General features: G+C 68.4%; 18 protein-coding genes and 1 pseudogene. 8 read left to right on the top strand and 11 right to left on the bottom strand.

Annotation, left to right across the window (positions count from 1 at the left end):
- Positions 1 to 8: 8 nt before the first annotated feature.
- A complete protein-coding gene (locus tag OOK41_RS22610) occupies positions 9 to 1,091 on the top strand; it encodes a sensor histidine kinase (protein ID WP_266266624.1) in 1,083 nt (360 codons plus the stop codon).
- Entirely contained in the window at positions 1,085 to 1,738 is a 654-nt protein-coding gene (locus tag OOK41_RS22605; RefSeq protein WP_323136210.1) for a response regulator transcription factor, read from the top strand. The genes OOK41_RS22610 and OOK41_RS22605 overlap by 7 nt, the downstream gene beginning before the upstream one ends.
- A 78-nt stretch (positions 1,739 to 1,816) precedes the next feature.
- Here OOK41_RS22605 and OOK41_RS22600 read toward each other — a convergent pair whose 3' ends face one another.
- On the bottom strand, positions 1,817 to 2,653 hold the full coding sequence (locus tag OOK41_RS22600) for an IS5 family transposase (protein ID WP_266266623.1): 837 nt from the start codon (positions 2,651 to 2,653) through the stop codon (positions 1,817 to 1,819).
- Positions 2,654 to 2,937: 284 nt separating this feature from the next.
- On the opposite strand from OOK41_RS22600, the gene OOK41_RS22595 reads away from it, so the two are divergent.
- Both OOK41_RS22595 and OOK41_RS22590 read left to right on the top strand, forming a co-directional pair.
- A complete protein-coding gene (locus OOK41_RS22595) occupies positions 2,938 to 4,086 on the top strand; it encodes a sensor histidine kinase (RefSeq protein WP_266266622.1) in 1,149 nt (382 codons plus the stop codon).
- A complete protein-coding gene (locus OOK41_RS22590; protein WP_266266621.1) occupies positions 4,083 to 4,799 on the top strand; it encodes a response regulator transcription factor in 717 nt (238 codons plus the stop codon). The genes OOK41_RS22595 and OOK41_RS22590 overlap by 4 nt, the downstream gene beginning before the upstream one ends.
- Here the strand turns inward: OOK41_RS22590 and OOK41_RS22585 are convergent.
- The 6 genes and pseudogenes from OOK41_RS22585 to OOK41_RS22565 all read right to left on the bottom strand — a co-directional run bounded on the left by OOK41_RS22585 (position 4,764) and on the right by OOK41_RS22565 (position 10,274).
- Positions 4,764 to 5,888, bottom strand: coding sequence for a hypothetical protein (locus OOK41_RS22585; RefSeq protein WP_266266620.1), 1,125 nt, complete (start codon positions 5,886 to 5,888; stop codon positions 4,764 to 4,766). The two genes, OOK41_RS22590 and OOK41_RS22585, sit on opposite strands and share 36 nt — an antisense overlap.
- 257 nt (positions 5,889 to 6,145) lie before the next feature.
- Positions 6,146 to 6,787, bottom strand: coding sequence for a hypothetical protein (locus OOK41_RS22580; RefSeq protein ID WP_266266619.1), 642 nt, complete (start codon positions 6,785 to 6,787; stop codon positions 6,146 to 6,148).
- A 155-nt stretch (positions 6,788 to 6,942) separates the two neighbouring features.
- Complete coding sequence (locus tag OOK41_RS22575) at positions 6,943 to 7,761, bottom strand: DUF3592 domain-containing protein (protein ID WP_266266618.1); 819 nt, start codon at positions 7,759 to 7,761, stop codon at positions 6,943 to 6,945.
- A gap of 68 nt (positions 7,762 to 7,829) precedes the next feature.
- On the bottom strand, positions 7,830 to 8,912 hold the full coding sequence (locus tag OOK41_RS22570; RefSeq protein WP_266266617.1) for a hypothetical protein: 1,083 nt from the start codon (positions 8,910 to 8,912) through the stop codon (positions 7,830 to 7,832).
- A gap of 487 nt (positions 8,913 to 9,399) precedes the next feature.
- Positions 9,400 to 9,597: pseudogene (locus OOK41_RS31950) on the bottom strand (hypothetical protein); the annotation flags it as partial.
- A 221-nt stretch (positions 9,598 to 9,818) separates the two neighbouring features.
- The gene (locus tag OOK41_RS22565) at positions 9,819 to 10,274 is read right to left on the bottom strand and encodes an NUDIX domain-containing protein (RefSeq protein ID WP_266266616.1); all 456 of its coding nucleotides are present in this window, start codon (positions 10,272 to 10,274) and stop codon (positions 9,819 to 9,821) included.
- Positions 10,275 to 10,498: 224 nt separating this feature from the next.
- Here OOK41_RS22565 and OOK41_RS22560 point away from each other — a divergent pair, with 224 nt between their 5' ends.
- The 4 genes from OOK41_RS22560 (at position 10,499) to OOK41_RS22545 (ending at position 12,770) form a co-directional block, all read left to right on the top strand.
- Positions 10,499 to 11,077, top strand: a complete 579-nt coding sequence (locus OOK41_RS22560; RefSeq protein ID WP_266266615.1) for a DinB family protein — start codon at positions 10,499 to 10,501, stop codon at positions 11,075 to 11,077.
- Between the two features lie 207 nt (positions 11,078 to 11,284).
- A complete protein-coding gene (locus OOK41_RS22555; protein ID WP_323136267.1) occupies positions 11,285 to 11,785 on the top strand; it encodes an HAD domain-containing protein in 501 nt (166 codons plus the stop codon).
- A 63-nt stretch (positions 11,786 to 11,848) separates the two neighbouring features.
- Positions 11,849 to 12,454: a hypothetical protein gene (locus OOK41_RS22550; protein ID WP_266266613.1), complete on the top strand. Its 606-nt coding sequence runs from the start codon at positions 11,849 to 11,851 to the stop codon at positions 12,452 to 12,454.
- Entirely contained in the window at positions 12,390 to 12,770 is a 381-nt protein-coding gene (locus tag OOK41_RS22545; protein ID WP_266266612.1) for a tyrosine-type recombinase/integrase, read from the top strand. The genes OOK41_RS22550 and OOK41_RS22545 overlap by 65 nt, the downstream gene beginning before the upstream one ends.
- Positions 12,771 to 13,213: 443 nt before the next feature.
- Here the strand turns inward: OOK41_RS22545 and OOK41_RS22540 are convergent, their stop codons facing one another.
- The 4 genes from OOK41_RS22540 to OOK41_RS22525 all read right to left on the bottom strand — a co-directional run bounded on the left by OOK41_RS22540 (position 13,214) and on the right by OOK41_RS22525 (position 17,433).
- Entirely contained in the window at positions 13,214 to 14,554 is a 1,341-nt protein-coding gene (locus OOK41_RS22540) for a phage tail tip lysozyme (RefSeq protein ID WP_266266611.1), read from the bottom strand.
- Between the two features lie 119 nt (positions 14,555 to 14,673).
- Positions 14,674 to 15,330, bottom strand: coding sequence for a response regulator (locus tag OOK41_RS22535; protein WP_117672902.1), 657 nt, complete (start codon positions 15,328 to 15,330; stop codon positions 14,674 to 14,676).
- The gene (locus tag OOK41_RS22530; protein WP_117672906.1) at positions 15,309 to 16,364 is read right to left on the bottom strand and encodes a hypothetical protein; all 1,056 of its coding nucleotides are present in this window, start codon (positions 16,362 to 16,364) and stop codon (positions 15,309 to 15,311) included. The genes OOK41_RS22535 and OOK41_RS22530 overlap by 22 nt, the downstream gene beginning before the upstream one ends.
- A gap of 34 nt (positions 16,365 to 16,398) precedes the next feature.
- Positions 16,399 to 17,433 carry a sensor histidine kinase gene (locus OOK41_RS22525; RefSeq protein WP_266266610.1) on the bottom strand — a complete coding sequence of 345 codons (1,035 nt, stop codon included), beginning with the start codon at positions 17,431 to 17,433 and terminating at the stop codon, positions 16,399 to 16,401.
- Position 17,434: the final 1 nt, after the last annotated feature.

The following is a 17,434-nucleotide window of genomic DNA, read 5'->3' as shown; positions in this document are numbered from 1 at the left end:
TCGATACGATGAGGTTGTCGCGATCCACCTGGTTCGACCTCGCGCTCGCGCTCACCGTGACCGGCCTGACCTCGCAGGTGATTCTGGGGCGCGCGCAGGGCCTGATCCCCTCAGACACGTCGGAGCTCGCTGCCTTCCTGATTCATGTGGCCACCGGTCTGGCCCTGATCTGGCGGCGTCGCGCCCCCTTCGCCATAGGCATCGCCGTCGCCGCGCTGACGGTGCTCAACCCGTCGCTTGCGTCGCTGTTCGGCGCCTACGCGGTCGCTGCCTACGTGGAGCGCCGCCGGGCGACCGCGATCACGGTGGTGCTCGCCCTGGCCTACCTGCCCTACCCCAACCCGCAACCGCAGAACCTGCTCGGCGCGACGGCGATGATCCTCATGCCCGGGGCGTTTGGCATCGCTGTCACCTACCGGCAACGGCTGACCCAAGAGCGGGAGGAACGGGCCGAACGGGAGCACGAACTGCTCGTGGAACGGGTCCGGCTGGACGAGCGGGCCCGGATCGCCGGGGAGATGCACGACGTGGTCACCCACCGGGTCAGTCTGATGGTCCTGCAAGCGGGCGCGCTGCGGGCGAAGGCACCCAACGAAGAGGTGGCGGCTGCCGCCGAGGATCTCCGGATCGTCGGACGCCAGGCCCTCATCGAGTTGCGGGACCTGGTCGGCGTGCTCCGGTCGGAGCAGCAGGTCGGCGCCGCAGCGGCTATCGTCCCGGCTGTCCTGGACGTCACGGACCTTGTCGACGCCTCCCGGACGGCCGGGATCTCGGTCGCGATCCTCGTCGAGGGGCAGGCCCGGGAGCTCTCGCCGCTGGTCGGCCGGACCGCCTACCGGGTCGTCCAGGAGGCGCTCACCAACGTGCACAAACACGCGCCGGACGCCGAGGTCCGGGTCTCGATACGCTACGAACCGGCCGCGCTGGCGATCACCATCGCAAACGGTCCCGCCGAGCGTCCCCCCGACGCGGTACTCGGCTCCGGCGGGACCGGCCTGGCCGGGCTCCGCGAACGCGTCCTGATGGCCGGCGGCACCCTGCGAACCAGTCCGACACCGGACGGCGGATTCGAACTGGAGGCCCGGTGGTGATCCGAGTGCTGCTGGTCGACGACGAGAAAATGGTCTGCGCGCACCTGCGGACCATCCTGTCGCCTGCCCAGGACATGACCGTGGTCGGCGAGGCATACGACGGGGCCGAGGCCGTCGAGGCGGTGATCCGACACCGGCCCGATGTGGTCCTCCTCGACCTGCACATGCCCGGCTCGGACGGCCTGACCGCGCTCGAGCGGATCGCCACTTTTCCTCAGCCGCCAAAGGTCGTCGTGCTGACCACCTTCGACCTGGACGCCTACGTTCTGCGCGCCCTCCGCGCTGGGGCCTCCGGTTTCCTACTCAAGGACACCCGGCCCGAGGACCTGATCGGCCTGATCCGGGTCGCCGCCGACGGTCACACGGTCCTGTCCTCCGCCACCACCCAGCGCCTCATCACCGCCTCCGCCGACCGCGACGCGACCCGCCGCAAAGCCCGCGCGGCCATCGCACACCTCACCGAAAGGGAACTCGAAGTGCTCGCCCTCATAGGCGAGGGCCTGTCCAACGCCCAGATCGCCGGCCACCTCCACCTCACCGAGGCGACCGTGAAGAGCTACGTGTCCCGGATGCTAACCAAGCTCGGCTACACCAACCGCACCCAGGCCGGGCTCCTGGCCCAGGACGCCGACCTCGACTCCACGTGACTCCCGTCAGGACCCGCGCCGGAGAGCGCCTCTTTCTCAGAGGACGTCTGATTCACGTATTTTGCCGGTTATGTTGGTTTAGCCGTATCGCCAGGTTGGGGTGGTTTCGGCGGTTAGCCTTTTGGCGAGGTTGTCGATCATGGCGATGGTGATCATGCTGGCGGAGTTGTCGGGTCGGGCTTCGTAGTCGCGGACGAGTCGGCGGTGGTGCATGAGCCAGCCGAGTGTGCGTTCGACGGCCCATCGGCGTTTGACCACGCTGAAGCCTTTGACCTGTGGGTCCTTGGTGACGATCTCGATGTCGATGCCGAGTTGGGCGCCGTGTTCGACGACGCGGTTTTTGAATCCGGCGTCGACCCAGGTCTTGGTCAGGGTGGGGTAGGTGGTGGTGGCCTGGTCGAGCAGGTCGATGCCGATGGCGTTGTCGCTGGTGCTGGCGGCGGTGACGGTGACGGCGAGGAGTAGACCGAGGGTGTCGGTGATGATGCCGCGTTTGCGGCCGACGGTTTTCTTCCCGGCGTCGGTGCCCTGTGTGGACAGTGGGACGTTGGTGGAGGTTTTCACACTCTGGCTGTCCATGATGGATGCCGTGGGTTGGGTCTTGCGGCGGTGGTGGTCGCGGACGAGGCCGGTGAGCTGGTAGTTGAGCTCGGTGAAGATGCCTTCCTTGCTCCAGGCGGCGAAGTAGCCGTAGACCGTCGCGTGGGGCGGGAAGTCGTGGGGCAGGTAGCGCCAGGCGATGCCGGTGCGGTTGACGTACAGGATGGCGTTGACGATCTCGCGTGGGTCGTGGGTGGGGGCGCGGCCGCTGACGCCGGCGTCGGTGCGGGCCTGTCGCCAGGCGGTCAGGCGGGGTGCGATCAGAGCCCAACGGGCGTCGGACAGGTCGGACGGATAGGCTCGCCGTTCGGTCATGGTGCAGGAGTACGGCAGCCGGGTGCCGGCTCGACGGACGTCATGTCCGTCGATGTCGGGGTGAAAGTGAGCCAGACACGATCGCGGGGTGAAATGCTCCGATTCCGGTCAGGGTTGAGTCAGCCGCAATGTGTTCTTTCCGGATCGGGTCGGACATCTTGCGCTACCGAAGTTGAGGCGCGAATCGGTCCCTACTGGCGCGAAGGTGAAACAAACGTCCAGTGAGGCCGCCGCCGCGGCTCCGGCCGCGGCGGCTACTGGTCGGCCCCCTCTAGGGTGGGCGCATGGCCGAACGGCGTCCCTTGATCGTGCGCAGGCTGCGGCCGGGACACTGGGTCGCCGTCGATGCGTTCGCGGCCGTTGTGCTGGCCGCCGGGTTCTCGGTGCCGGTGGTGCTGGCGCCGGAGTCCGTCGGAGTGCCGCCGTATGCGACCGTGCCGGTGATCGTGCTGGCCTGCCTGCCGCCGGCGGTGCGGCGTCGCAGGCCGGTGCCGGTCTTCGCGCTGGTTCTGGTGGCGGCGGTGTTCGCGCCGTTCGCCGGGTGGCAGGAGGCGTTCGTGCCCTTGGCGGTCGCGCTGCACGCGGTGGCGCTGCTGGAAGCGCGCCGGACGGCGGTGGCGGCGCTGGTGGCCGCGCTGGCCGTGACCGCTGCGGATGCCGCGATCGGCTCGTCCTCGTGGACCGGGGTGGCGTCGGCGTGCGGATTCGCCTGGCTGGTGCTCGGTCTGGCGTGGATGATCGGGCTTGCTGTAAGGGAGCAGCGCGCGTACGCCGCGCAGGCCGTCGCGCGGTCGGCGCAGGCGGCGGCCACGGCGGAACGGCTGCGCGTGGCTCGTGACGTGCACGACGTCGTCGCCCACAGTGTGGGCCTGATCACCATGCGGGCCGGCATCGCCAACCACATCGCCACCACGCACCCCGAGGAGGCGGGGGAGGCCTTGGCGATCATCGAGGAGACCGGCCGGAAGGCGCAGGCGGACCTGCGCCGCCTTCTCGGTCTACTCCGCGACGCCTCCGGGGACCGGGACGGCCCGACGTACACGCTGGACTTGCTGCGTGATCTGGTCGCGGCGATTCCGCCCGGTGACGTTCGGGTGGAGCTCGACATCGAGCCCGGCCTCGCGCTCGGCGGCGAGGCGGGCCTCGTCGTCTATCGCCTCGTGCAGGAGTCGTTGACCAATGTGCTCAAACACGCCGGCCCGGCCCGGTGCCGGGTGGCCGTCGGCACCTGTGCGGAGCGCGAGCTGGTGGTCGAGGTCGTCGACGACGGTCGCGGGGGTGCGCCGCGTGCGGAGGGCCATGGGCTGGCCGGGCTGGAAGAGCGGGTGATCCTGTACGGCGGAACGTTCTCGGCGGGACCGGAGCCCGGAGGCGGCTTCGCCGTTCGCGCAAGGCTGCTGTTGCCAGGCGGTTCCGGGGAGGAGGAGAGGTGAGCACGTTCACGGTGCTGGTCGCCGAGGACCAGGCGTTGCTGCGCGCGGGGCTGCGCAGGCTGATCGACACCGCCCCCGACCTGGAGGCCGTCGGCGAGGCCGGGACGGGGGAGCAGGCGGTGGAGCTGGCCCGCAGCCTCCGGCCCGACCTGGTGCTCATGGACGTCCGCATGCCCGGCCTTGACGGGATCAAGGCCACCGAGCTGATCCGGGCCGACCCGGTGACTGCCGAGACGCGGGTGGTGATGCTGACCACGTTCGATCTCGACGAGTACGTCTACGGGGCGTTGCGGGCCGGAGCCAGCGGATTCCTGCTGAAGGACACCCGGCCGGGCGACCTGCTGGAGGCGCTGCGCATTGTGGGGGAGGGTCAGGCGTTGCTGGCCCCGTCGGTCACCATGCGGCTGATCGGGGAGTTCGCCCGGCGCGATCCCACCGGAATCCCGGCCCGGCTGGCGGCGGGGCTGACCCAGTTGTCGGGCCGGGAGCGGGAGGTGCTCGTGCTGGTGGCTCGAGGGTTGACCAACCCGCAGATCGCCGAGCGGCTCGGCATTGGGCTGGCGACGGTCAAGACCCATGTTCGTAGCCTGCTGGCCAAGCTCGCCGCGCACGACCGGGCGCAGCTCGTCATCGCCGCCTACGAGGGCGGCGTGGTCACGGCCGGCGGGCAGGGGCCGTCAGCGGCGGTAGGAGACCTCGGGGAAGGCGGGTGACGGGCCCTGCAGCAACGCCTGCGGACGGCCGCGCAGGTGCTGCTCGAAGAAGGCCAGCGGGTAGGCGCGCTGGAAGGCCAGCGCCCGCTCGGCCGGGATCGTGCCGACGAGCTCCTCGAGCTGCTCCTTTCCCAACCCCAGCGGCTCGGCCGCCAGGGGGATGAGGAGGACGTCGTCGCCGAAGGAGTTGTGCGCCGCCCCCTTGAGCGTCACGTTGAGCCGCCAGCCACGCAGGCCGTCCCAGAAGGTGCGCAGCGTCGCGTTGGTCGCCATGCCGCCCTTCCCATCGGTGTCGACCACCATGTACGGCCGGTCGAGGCCGGACTGGGCGACCTTGCCGAAGACGGCTCCGTCCAGGCCGAGCCCGGCCTTGATCCGCGGGTCGGCGTACATGGCGGAGGAGGTGGCCGCGCCGCCGAGCGAATGCCCGAACATTCCGATCCGCGTGAGGTCGAAGAGCGGCTTCCCGTCACGGCCGGGCAGCTTCTCCTCCAGGGAGGGCAGGCTGTCGAGGACGAAGCGCACGTCGGCCACCCGGACGTCGACCGCCTTGGCGAAGTCGGTCAGCTCGGGGCCCGTCTCCACCCGGCCGCCGGGGAACTCCACCACCGCCGCGTCATGGGGGTGATCGACGGTGACCACCGCGTATCCCTGGCTGGCCAGCTCCTCGACGACGCCGGTCCCGTACGCGCGCGAGGCGTTGGCGCCCGGCGAGTACAGGACGACGGGCAGCCTGCCCAGGCTCGTGTCGACGGGCGCGCCCTCGTGGCCGTCGGTCCTGTCCAGCAGTACCGAGCCCGCTTCCAGGTCGTTCGCCTGCAGGTACCGCTCCGCCGCCGCCTTCGGCATCCAGGGGGCGACCGGGTGAGCCTGCACGTCCCGGGCCGGGTACCACAGGCTGACCATCAGCTCCCGTTTCCTGCCGGAGCCGCTCCAGGGGTCCGGGCGGGACCGGTCGACCATGTGGACCGAGACGGTCCCCACCGGGTGCGGGCCCGTCGGCTTCGGGACAGTCAGGCGCTGCGGTGGGGTGGAGCCGCATCCGGCCAGCGTGACGGCCAGGGCGGTGATGATGAGTGCACGTTTCACCGTTTTGACGATGCCGGTCGTGTACGGCGGTCGCATCGGGCGTGGGTAGGACGTCCGGCTCAACCCTGGAAGGTAGAGCTCGGCGAAGATCTTTTTCAGGGATGGCACTCACGAACGAACCGCGCCTGAGCCCAGGACCTGCCGACGACCTGGTTCATCACCACCGGCATGTCGGGGCCGCTCATACGCGAATCTGCTGGATTGAGGGGACGGAGCCGTGCTGGGTCAATGGGTGCGCGGCTCGCCGTAGGACGCGGCTACATGGCCGCCAGCCAGGCATGTCCCGGATGCACTTGCGTCAGTAGCCTGGACAGCGTCTCGCGTTGGGTATGAGTCAGCAGCGGGAGAACGACCTCGAAGTCAGCCTGATCCTTTGGGCGTACGTGCTTGGCCTTGAAGAGAAGAACGAGCTCAGGGCTCAAGTATGGGATCCGGTCCGAGGTATGCCGGATGATTTCGGCGTAGGGCAGCCTGATCGTCTCGTCTCTCCGGCAGATCCACACCTCGCCGTCGTGCGGCTCACGAAAGACATCAAGCAGGTACCGTCCGGTCGACGGCTCGCGCAGCCAAGTCTGCCGAGTGGCACTCAGCACCCGTGGCGTCGCCGATTCCCAGACCCGGCCTGCGCCAACTGCATCGAAAGTGAACTCGGCAAAGCGTTCGCGGATCTCCGGGAACTGCCCGGCTGGCACGCCGATCTCGATGTCGTGGTGCTCGCGGGTCTGCTCACCGCGGAACAGGTCCAGAGCCCAGCCTGCCGCAACGTACCAAGGCGCGGAGACCCCGGCCAGGCGGCGTGCGACATCGTGCGGCTTCCAGCATTCCGCCCAGCGGGCTTCGAGTGCCTCGACGTCGCCGGGCGATACCTCGATACCGCCGCTGGGTAACTGGTCGTTCATCCGCCGAACATATCTGGGATCGACGTTCGGCTCGCCGTAGCCATCCTCAGCTGCCGCTCCGGGTGGGCTAGCGTTCATCGCCGCTGGTGACGCAGGGTGATGTGTGACTACCTCTCCCACTTCCGCTTCCAGTGTCGTACCGACCGATCAGCGCCTCAGAGCATCACCACTCCCGCCACGGCCGTCGCCACGAGCACGACGATCGCCAGGACGTTGAACGTCACGTCCCGTTCCTCCGAGCGGTGTTCGGCCGTGCGGTCCAGCGTGAACTCGGCGGGGTCGGCGGACATGTAGTGGACCGTGACGTCACGGCCGTACGCGCCGGCGGGGTCCGGGAGGTTCGACGTGCAGTAGGCCGTGACGGCCGTGTCCTCGCGGGTGGTGAACGACACGACCGGGGTGATGGTGGTCGAGGTGTGGCCGTCGTCCCGGTCGACGCTGACGTCCTTCAGGACCGCGACGACGTGTCCCTGCACGGTGTCCATCGCGGCCAGTCTCTCGATGCGGCGGTTCTTGGCACGTATTCCCCCAGGCAGATGAACGGCGGCGAAGATCGCCCACGGCCCGCCCAAGCCGATCAGCGCCCACGGCCACCCCCAGTTGACCGCAGCGAGGACTACCAGCCCGACGTACACCAGGAAGAGCGCGAAACTTGGCCAGCCCAGTCCACGGCTGGGCTCCTGCGGAGTGTTGGAGAACTGGTAGGCGTGCGGTCTGCCTCGTGGGTGGTTGACCCCGATCTCCCGGCCCTCCCATGCAGAGGTGATCATCTCGCCCCGTTCACCGTCGTTCGTCACGGTGACCTCCTGACCCGAGGCCGGGTTGCGGTAGGAGACGACCACCGATATCCCGCCCTTGCGGGACCCGCCCTGCCGGGGCTCCCGCACCCGCTCGATCCGCCCGGTGAGCCGGACCGTCCGCTGCGCCTTGGTCACTCCAGCCAGCGACATGCCGTACCCAACCAGTGCCGCCATACCCCACACCGCGCACCACAGCACCAGAAACCCGTCCCACCCCATGCGCCCTCCTCCTGCCGAGCCGGTCAACTGCCGCTGCGCCGCAGTACTTTGCCCTGTCCATCCGCCTCCAGCGTTCCCGTGCCCCCGACGCCGGTGACCACGACCCTGAGCGTGAGCGAGCCGGTGACGCCGTCGGCGGTGAGCTGCCAGCTCTGCGGGGACTCGACGCCGAGGGTGGTCCTGGCCTCCTCGACCAGGCCGGGGACGCGGTCGTAGGGCAGGGACCTCGGGTCGAACCCGGCGCTCGTCACGCCGATGGGGGAGAAGACGACCGTCAGCAGGCGGTCCTGCACGACGACGGTGAGCGCCTGACGTTTGTCCGCGCCCGGCGTCAACGACTGGACGGCCTTGCGCAGTTCGCCTTCGTCGAGCATCGATTGGCCAGGACCGAGGGTGACCGTGCCCGTCGCCGACGTCACGGTGGTCGTGGACGACGAGGAGGAGACGGATGGTTTGGCGGCGCCGCTGTCGCCCTCGTGGGAGTCGAACAGGTCGACCCGGAACAGCAGGAGCACGATGGCCGCGCCGAGCAGCAGCCCGAGGAGAGTGAAGAGCGCGCTGAAACAGCCCCCCGGGGTTTCGCTCTTCATGGCCGGACCGGGCGCCGAGTCCACCTGGGCCACGGCCGCCCGCTCCTCCCACTCCGGCGTCGGCCGCTTCACGATCCGCGTGTTCCACGGTCGGTCCGGCGGATACTCCACCACCACGACCCCGCGCGGCCGGTATTCGGGCAGCTCGACGAGGTTGACGTCCTGCCGTATCTCGACACGGAACGCGGGTGCGTCGTCCGGCGCGACGGACAGCTCGAACCGCACCGGCACGTCGCTGGTCTCACCCCCGATGGCCTCCAGACTCTCGATCACCGCGAGTGCCGTGCGCGGCACGACGGCCGCCTCTCGGGCACGGCGCGGCAGCGTGGCGAGGAGGAAGAGAAGCCCGTAGACCGCGGGCAGGACCAGCCCCGTGACGATCAGCGGCGCCCTCTCGACGACGCAGCCACCGATGAAGGCGGTCAGCGACGCCCCGATCACCCCGCCCGTCAGGAACCCCAGAGCGAGGTCGGCAGGCGTGTTGTGTGTGGGCGGCGCGCCCGCGGTGATCGTCATGTGGCCGATTGTGCGCGTCATGGGTAACGGCCGACAGACCTGTGGATGGGCCCCGGTGTCCTATCTCTGACCGACGGTGAAAGTACGGACTCGACAATCGAACCGTGGTTGGCGCTGAGATTGGTCACGGCCCGGTGGTTCCAAGCGTGTCCGGATGTGGCGCCACGTGTCGGCCAGGCTGGTGGCGGGCGGAGAGCAGCACGACTCCTTTACTCGGCCGGTTTATGCTTCAGGCGACCTGGGCAAACGTGTGTGAGCATGCCGCTGGGCCACCGGACTACTGGGGGTCAAGGGGTCGTCGGTTCGAATCCGGCCGTCCCGACACAGAAAAAGCCCTGACCAGCGGGAATGCTGGTCAGGGCTTTGGCTTTTGTCTATGAAGTTTTGACCGCCCCCCGAAACCCCCCCCGATTGCCCCGGACGGAAACCAGGTTTGTCATCCATGGGCATCGTTGCGCGCTCAGGCTGTGAGGCGTCCGTCCGCTACACCGGCTTCAAGCTCGGCCCACCGGCGCCACGGCGAACCGGAGGGCAGCGGATTCACCGCGAACGTGCCGGGCTCCAGTGCCGGGGCGAGCGATCCCGGCCCGTTCCCGTACTTCTGGCCCGCGTGGACGGGCAGCACCACCCTCGACACTGGAACCGTCAGAGCGGTGTCACAGGTCCGGCAGCCGAAAACCGTCATGTATCCCCCGCGCGTCGACTGAGGTCAATCTAAATTCTCGCCCACCCCGCCGGCCGCGCTGCGGGGCCCGGGCCGCGCTGACCTCGCGCGGCAGTTCCGTATCGGCAGGCCGCGCGTACAGCAGTGCCTGACAACGAATTCACGTGGAGCGTCATACCCCATCTAGCCGATGACCGGATGTAGGGGATTCAACCGGACGGAAGTGCCGAGCAGCGATGGATCTACGGGCCGCTCGGCGATGCGGTTGTCCATGCTTTGTCGCGACGAGGCAGCCGGTCAGGCTCAGGCAGGGAACGAAGCAATGCCGGCAGAGCGCCAAACACGAGGCGAAGGCCGCCCAGCTCGCTGATCCCGACCCATGCGATGTCGTCGTGCTCCTCCGGTGCACGGTTGGTGGGAGAGCCGACCCAGTCTCTGATTTGCCAGACGCCCACTTGGACGGCGTCCTGGCCACTGCCGGCATGCAGGTCGCCCAACCGTGACGAGGACTCCGCCACAATGTGAACCCCTAGCTCCTCGTGCATCTCACGCGCGAGGGCCTGTAGTTCCGACTCACCCGCTTCGACGTGCCCCCCGGGCAGATCCCAGAGATCCGGGTATGCCCGGCGGGTCGGGCTGCGGTGTACCAGCAGGACCGCGCTGTTCTCCACGAGTGCGCCGCAGACGACGACATGCATGACGGGATTAGAGCACAGGCATAGGACAAGCTCGCTCCAGCCAGAGGGCACGCGCAGACATCCGGCTCTGCCGCGAGGCGCGCGCTACCCACCGTTACGACGGACGTCGACACATGGACATGGTGCAGTCAGAAACCGAAATCGCGTGACCGGCGCAGAGCCGCGGTTCGGAACGCGGGCGTACAGGGCATCGCGGCGGGCGCGGCGGTGAGATCCTGGGCGGCATGACAGACCTCGACGCCAAGGCGAGTCTCTATCGGCACCTGCGGGAGGCGCGCGAGGCGTTGCTCGGGAAGCTTGACGGGCTGTCGGAGTACGACGTGCGGCGCCCGCTCGTGCCGACCGGGACGAACCTGCTCGGGCTGGTCAAGCACGTGGCTTCGGTGACCGCCGGGTATTTCGGCGAGGTGTTCGACCGGCCCTTTCCCGAGCCCGTCGCGGGCCTGGACGAGGACGCCGAGCCGAACGCGGACATGTGGGCCGCAGCCGACGAGTCCCGCGAGGACGTCATCGGCCTGTGGCACCGAGTCTGGGCACACGCGGACGCGACGATCGAGGCGCTTTCGATCGACGCGCCCGGCTCGGTGCGGTGGTGGCGCCACACGCCGGTGACGCTGCACCTCATCCTCGTGCACGTGCTCGCGGAGCTGAACCGGCACGCCGGGCATGCTGACATCGTGCGCGAACTGGTCGACGGCCAGGTCGGCTGGCGGCGGCCCGGCGACAACGTGGTCGAGGGCGACGAGGCGTGGTGGGCCGTTTACCGCGAGAGGCTGGAATCCACCGCGCGCGAGTTCGCCTGAGGACGCGGTCTTCGCGTAACCCGCAAATCCGTCCGATTCGTCCGAGCAACCGTTCGCATTCTGCCAGCGGCCGTCGCAGCCTGAAGCAAGATCACATGCACGGATTTGCCGCATCTCGCGCGCTGCTGAAGGTTGTCGGCCGCTGGCTCCAGCGGCCCGGACCGCCCATCGCGGTACGGTTCAGCAGTGGCCAGCGTCGGACGATCGTTGATCTTTGTCGACATCGACGGCGTGCTGATCCCGCTACGGGCCCGGCCATCCGGAGTCAGTCGTCGTTGGAGCGACAGGGCGGCAGACGGTCCCGACCGCCACGGCAATCCTCTGTTGGACCGTCTCGATCCCGCCGATGGTCGTCGGCTGCTTGCTCTGCCGGGTGAACTGGTCTGGGCCAGCACCTGGATGGCCGAAGCCAACACGGTCGTGGCGCCCCTGATCGGTCTTCCCGCTCTGCCCGTCGTCGACTGGCCCGACGATGTCGAGGGACCACCGCGTGGGGTGCACTGGAAGACCAGACCGTTGGCGCGTTGGGCGGCAGGACGCCCGTTCGTCTGGCTCGACGACGAGACCAGCGACGCTGACCGGCGATGGGTCGCCGCACATCACCCACAACCGGCACTACTGCACCGCGTCGACCCGCACATGGGACTGACCGACATCGATCTCGCGGCAGTGCGTCAGTGGCTGGACCACGGAGACGAAGTCGGCTGATCGACTGCGCACATCTGCCGCTCCGGGGGGACTGGCGTTCATCACCGCTGGTGGCGCACGGTGATGTATGACAACCTCTCCTGCTTCCGCTTTCAGCTTGTACCGACCGATCAGCTCGTTCTGCGTTCCGCAGTGTCCGCCTTCTTGGGCCGCTACCGTGGGCAGACTCGCGTCCATACCGAGTCCGACCTGCGAGTCTTCCTCCATTGGTGCACCGACCAAGCCCTTGATCCGTTCGCCATGGCTCGGCTGGACGTCGAGCGGTACGTGCGCTGGCTGCAAGACGTTCGCCGGTACCAGCCCTCGACGGTTTCGCGGCGCCTGTCGGTCGTGGTCGGGTTCTACCGGGTCTGCGTCATCGACGCCATCCTGGAGCACTCGCCCGCCGACTACGTCCGCCGGCCCACGGTGCCGGCCGAGTCGCCGACCCTCGGACTGGGGCACCTGCAGTTCGAAGCTCTGATCACCACCGCCCGCATGTCCTCGAACCCGAACGATCTCGCCTTGATCGCGCTCTTGGGTCTGCTCGGGCTGCGAATCTTGGAATCCTGCGGGTCAAACATCGCCGACCTGGGGCGAGGAACACGGCCACCGGGTCCTGCGCGTGTGCGGCAAGGGCGGCAAGGTCGTTCTCGTCCCGCTGCCACCCGCGGTCGCCCGAGCCATTGACCGGGCCGTCGATGAGCGCACCAGCGGGCCGATCCTACGCAACACCCACGGTCGGCGGATGGACCGGCACGCCACCACCCGCCGACTCAAGCACCTCGCCGTTGCCGCAGGGGTCCGTATGCCGAGGATGCACTCCCACATGCTGCGCCACACGTTCGTGACCACCATGCTCGACGCCGGCGTCAGCCTCCGCGACGTGAAGATCGCCGCCCGCCACACCGCCCCGCGAACCACCATGCGCTACGACAGAGCCCGCAAGAACCTCGACCGGCACCCCAACTACATCCTGGCCGCGTACATGGCCTCCGGGACATAGCCCGTGGGGCTGTCTCGCTAACGGTTCTGTCTCACATTCGGTGGTAGCAGAGAGTAGCGGCCCAGCCGGCTGGACGGCAACGCTGTCTAAATCTGTATTATCGGGGCAAAAAGCGTAGTGAATCCATGGTTGCAGCCTTCACACGAAACCGGCCAGCCCTGAAGTGCCGACGGCAGAGGCTCGTGCGCCACGCCTGCGACACCGCTACAGGATGTAACCACCGAATGTGAGACAGAGCCGTTAGATCCACACTCCCCCAGGACTCGGCGGTTGACCATGCGTTTGAGCTTCGCGCGGGTGCCTTCGACGTGTTTTGGTGAGGGCTCGACGCCGAGGGCGAGGCAGATGCCCTTTGCTCGCATGCCGCTGGACGCGGTGCAGAGGACGTGCAGGATCTGCTGGTAGGGGGCGCTGACTATCGTCGAGTGCGGCCGGAATACTAACTATCGGGTGTAGAGGATTTTGGTTCCGTTGGCGTTGAGTGCGGTGACGGTGTTGATGTTGGTGAGGTTGGGTACTCGGAGGTTTTGCCATCCGGTGTTGCTGGCCGCTTCGTATACGTTGCCGTTGCGTACCGTGTAGATGATCCTTGTGTTGTCGGTTCTGGTGATCGCCGACACGGCGGTTCCGTAGACGGGTTGTCCGTTGTAGCCGACCAGCATGGCCTGCCAGTTGCCGCTGGCGGCCTCGTACACCGCGCCTCCACGTACCGTGTACACCACGACTCCGCCGTTGTAGGGGATCGCCGAGACCGCGGATACCTGGTCGTGGTTGGGCACCTGCAGATTCTGCCACCCGGTGTTGCTGGCCGCCTCGTACAGGCGACCGTCACGAACCGTGTAGATGATCCTGGTTCCGTCCGCGCGGAGCACCGCGCTGACCGCGGTCCCGTAGACGGGTTGTCCGTTGTAGCCGACCAGCATGGCCTGCCAGTTGCCGCTGGCGGCCTCGTACACCGCGCCTCCACGTACCGTGTACACCACGACTCCGCCGTTGTAGGGGATCGCCGAGACCGCGGACACCTGGTCGTGGTTGGGCACCTGCAGATTCTGCCACCCGGTGTTGCTGGCCGCCTCGTACAGACGACCGTCACGAACCGTGTAGATGATCTTCGTCCCGTCCGCGCGGAGCACCGCGCTGACCGCGCCCGCGAGAACGGGCTGCCCGTTGTACCCCACCGGCATCGGCCGCCAACCAGTGCTGTCCGCGGTCTCAGAAACCGGCGTATACGCCGGCGGGCTCGTTCCCGCGTACTGGTTGTAGTAGCCGGTCGCGTAACTGATTCTCGTCGCCTGGTGACACGTGCCGCATCGTTCGTAACGATTCTGGAAAGCGACCGTCGCGTCCGCGATCGTGGTCGCGCTCCTCAGCTCCGCGAGACCGTAGGCAGGGATGTTCGTGAGTTCCCACCAGATGAACCCGAGTTGGGCCTGCAGGCTCCAGACACTCTGCCCGGTCGACGCGGCGTACCACATCGCGTTGGCGCTCGGTGTGGTGTCCCAGCGGCCACCGGTACTCCATTGCGCGATCCCGCGACCAGGCCCACCCGGCTCCTGCGCCTGCGGGTTGATGTTGGACTCCTGTGCCAGGTTGCCGAGGACCCCGGCGGCCTGCTCGGCGGTGAGCCCTTTGGCGACGAAGAAGTCCCATGCCGCCCTGGAGTTGTCGGCGGCGAGTGCCGGGCCACTTCCTACCCAGACCGTCCCGAGGGTGGCCGCGGTGACGGCACCGGCCGCCACCGTTGCATGCAAGAAAGTCCGCCTGCTGAATCCGTCGCCCGCCATCAACCGACTCCCGCCTTGAGGGTGCTGTGCGCTCGTAACCTAGACGGGGCACGAACCGGCATGCATCGTGTGTTCAACCGACGGCCATTCCGGGCAGTTGCCACCCACCGCGCACACCATCACAGATCATCGAGCTGGACAAACCCGTCCTGGATGGCGCGCGCTACCAACGCCGCCTTGGTGGGGGCCGCTCGGCCACGCATCGCGTACTTGACCCGGATGTGCTCCAGATGGGAGTTGACCGTGCTCAGCGAAATCCCCAGCCGCTGAGCCACGAACTCCTTGGACTGCGACTGGAACCACTGGATCAGCACCTCGGTCTCACGCACCGACAACACCGGCCGGTGGGCCGAGCGGTCGCCGGCGAGCGCGCCCGCCAGGGATGGCGCGGTGTACGCCTGACCGGCCGCCGCGGCCCTGGTGGCTTGGAGAAGATGCTCGGCGCCCTCAGCCTTCGTCAGGTAGCTCAGCGCGCCCAACTCTAGGCACTGAAGTGCGATCACGTCGTCGGCGCGCATTGAGTAGACGACGACCCGCCGCCCCGCCTGCACCAGCCTGCGCAGGTCGCCTACGGCGGGGGTCGGTCCGCCCAGGTGAAGGTCGAGGATGACCACGTCGGCCTGCGCACCCTCACCGAGCCACGCGACGCGGACGTCGTTGCCCGAGGTGACCACCCGAATCGGCGGCGTGCCCGAGGACAGCCAGTGGGCCACCCCGGCCAGCACCGCCGGGTGGTCATCGACGATCACGGCGCTCAGCTGTTCCTCGTCCGCCATCTGGCCTCCATTCGCACGCACTCGCCATAGGTGTCGCAGTCGATCTCAACCAGTGGGGAGGTCGCGGTGACTACGTTGGTGCCGACGTCCGCCATCACAGCGACCCGCACGTCCTCGTGGGTCCGCAGCACACTCACCCGCGCGTAGGATCGTGCCGCCGCCAACGTCGCCACAACAGGGCTGGTGAGTTCTCGGCGCACGTCGGAGGGCACCGCCACGGCCGCGCCGCTGACCGCCAGCGACACCTCGACGCCCCGCCGTTCCGCCTCATCGGCACATGCGGTGACCTCATGCACCAGCGGATCGGGGACCTCGTCGTTCTCGGCGAACAACCTGCGGAGCTGGGTCGCCGCGAGGCAGCACCGTCGTCGGGTGTCGTCGTCGCGAGGGTCCAGCACGCCATCGGCCAGGTCCGCCAGCAGCGGCAGCGTCACCCCCAGCTGCCCGGCGAAGACGGTTCGCTGTTCCCGTTCCCACTGCTCGGCCGACATCACCCTGGTGATGAGCCGGTCCCGCTCGGCGGTCACTGACATCGCCTGACGGCTTCTACGGTGCAGCATCCGTGAGAGCGGCACGACTGCCAGCTGGATGCTGGCAGTGCCGAACGCGACGATGCCTGCGGCACCGATCTCGGCGCGGTCCGGCACCCCCGCCAACAGGAATTGGCCAAGGCTCGCCGTTAGGTGCACGGCCAGGGCGGTGAGCAGTACGGGCACACGCTCCAGGAGTAGCAGCAATAGATGCCACCCCACCAGGCCGAATGACCAGTCTGGTGTGCCAAAGTGCCCGCCCGGTGGCAGGACGTGGGTGGCACCGGCCGAGGCTGCCAGCGTGGCCACCGTACCGATCACCACGACGGCGGCCGGTATGGGCATTCGGCGCACCACCCACACGCCGCAGGTCGCGGTGACGAGCGCCAGTACGGTGAACGCGGCCACCGCGACCCACCTCGGCTGGTACGCGTATTCGACCAGTGGCCGTACACACAGCCCGAATTGCACGACGCTGACGACACACAGCAGCGCGATCCGCATCGTGGGGTGCACGTGGTCGCGCGGGGCGCGGCTCTCAGTCACCGGGCCACACCAGCCGTACGGAGGTCCCGGCACCGAGGCGCGAGGTGACCAGCGCGCTGCCGCCGGCTGCGGTCATGCGTTCGATGACGGAGCCGCGAATGCCGCGGCGGGAGTGCGGCACCTCCCCAGGACAGAACCCCACGCCCACGTCGTCGACCGTGACGACTACTCGGTTTCCTTCAACATGAATGCTCAGCGTGGCGTCGCGTACGTTGGCGTGCCGCTCGACGTTGGTCAGTGCTTCACGTACCGCACGCACCAGCGCGAGTGCCACCGAGGCGGGCACTACCGTCCCATCCCGCCAGAGGACGTCAACGGTCAGCGGGCTTCGGTCCACGACTGAGCGCAGCGCAACGTTCAGGTCCACCGGGCTGTCCTGCGAGGTCTGCCCGCCCGTAGTACCCGTAAGAACCATCAGGTCGTGCCGTGCGTACTCGGCCACCTGTCCGGGATCGGTGTCCCGGCCATGCGTCGCCACCATGAGGAACGTCGCCGAGGCCGTGTCGTGCAGCAACGCGAGGAGTTCTCGTTCCTGCCGGTGACGCGCCACCGCTACCGCCCCGGCCCGCGTCAGCGCGGCCCGGCGTGCCCGCAACGAGTCCACGCGCCTGCTCGACTGCCGCAACAACACGAACGCCAGACGCGCCATGACGCACTCGACCAGCAGCCGCAGGCCGATCGCACTTCCCTCGCCGACGCCGACCACGGCCAGGTTGACCGCGAACATCCCGGCCGTGACGGGCAGCGACACCCTCGGCGGCCAATCCCACTGCATGGTGATCGCTGTCGCGGTGAGCGCGTTGAGTGCCCACTGGTTGGGCTGTCCACCGCTCCACTCCTGTGTCACGCAGATCGCCGTGACACGCGCCACCGCGAACGTGAGCGCCAACGATGCCAATCGTCCGGAGAACCCGGCCCAGCAGTCCACCACGGCGCCGACCACGATCAGCCCGAACAGTGCAAGCCCCAGCGGCAGGGCGTCAGCGGGAACCGCCAGCAGCCCGAAAGCGCTGATGAGCACCAGCACG

Origin of the sequence: Micromonospora sp. NBC_01655, assembly GCF_026339755.1 — a bacterium.
Classification (GTDB): domain Bacteria; phylum Actinomycetota; class Actinomycetes; order Mycobacteriales; family Micromonosporaceae; genus Micromonospora.
The sequence above is the reverse complement of the archived record's forward strand: the minus strand, read 5'-3'. Positions and strand labels throughout refer to the sequence as shown.